We start from the raw sequence: 980 nt of genomic DNA, 5'->3' as shown, positions 1-980 counted from the left end.
AGGACGCGCTCGTCGCGATTCACTGGACGCACCGCACGTTTGCCTTCGCGGTCATCGCATATCTGGTATGGTTCGCCCTCAAAATGCGGCGCTATGCCTCGTTGCGCCGCCCCGCGAACTGGGTTCTGATCGTGATCGCAATCCAGTTTCTGACAGGACTTTCTAACATCGTCCTGCAATGGCCGCTGCCCATCGCGGTGGCCCATAACGGTGGCGCGGCGATCCTGCTGCTTTTGCTCGTCGTGCTAAACTTTCGAATTGCTTGTAGCCGCCCCGGCCGCGCCGTTCTCCCTGCGCGCGACACCGCTGCGGTGTGATCCCGCCCTATGGAAAGTACAACCCTCCCCCAGTCGCCCGGCAGCCGGATTTCGCAGTATCTGGCCCTCACCAAGCCTCGCGTGACTCAGCTGGCCGTGTTCTGCGCGGTCATCGGCATGTTCCTCGCAGTGCCGGGCATGGTGCCCTGGCAGCAACTGATCGGCGGCACCGTCGGCATCTGGCTGACGGCCGGCGCGGCCTTCGCGATCAACTGTCTGGTCGAACAAAAAGTCGATGCGCGTATGCGCCGCACTTCGTGGCGTCCCTCCGCGCGCGGTGAGATCACGAGCCGGCAGATCCTGCTGTTTTCGATGGTGATCGGCGGCATCGGCATGTGGGTGCTGTACACTTTCTGCAACCCGCTGACCATGTGGCTGACCTTGGGGCACTTCATCGGTTACGCGATCATCTACACGCTGCTGCTCAAGCCGGCCACGCCGCAGAACATCGTGATCGGCGGTGCGTCGGGCGCGATGCCGCCTGCGCTCGGCTGGGCTGCCGTCACCGGCCACGTGCCCGGCGACGCCTGGATTCTCGTGCTGATCATCTTCGTGTGGACGCCGCCGCACTTCTGGGCGCTCGCGCTGTACCGCCGCAAGGACTACGAAGCAGCTGGCCTGCCGATGCTGCCCAACACGCACGGCGAAAAGTACACGCGTCTG

At 64.0% G+C, this 980-nt stretch carries 2 protein-coding genes; both read left to right on the top strand.

Annotation, left to right across the window (positions count from 1 at the left end):
- Nucleotides 1-317: COX15/CtaA family protein (locus G3O01_RS44815; RefSeq protein WP_205813932.1), on the top strand; the 317-nt coding region annotated here is incomplete at its 5' end.
- Between the two features lie 9 nt (nt 318-326).
- A partial coding sequence (gene cyoE, locus G3O01_RS44810) for a heme o synthase (RefSeq protein WP_205813931.1) occupies nt 327-980 on the top strand: 654 nt, incomplete at its 3' end.

Source organism: Burkholderia sp. Ac-20365 (assembly GCF_017104715.1).
Classification (GTDB): Bacteria; Pseudomonadota; Gammaproteobacteria; order Burkholderiales; family Burkholderiaceae; genus Paraburkholderia.
The sequence above is the reverse complement of the archived record's forward strand: the minus strand, read 5'-3'. Positions and strand labels throughout refer to the sequence as shown.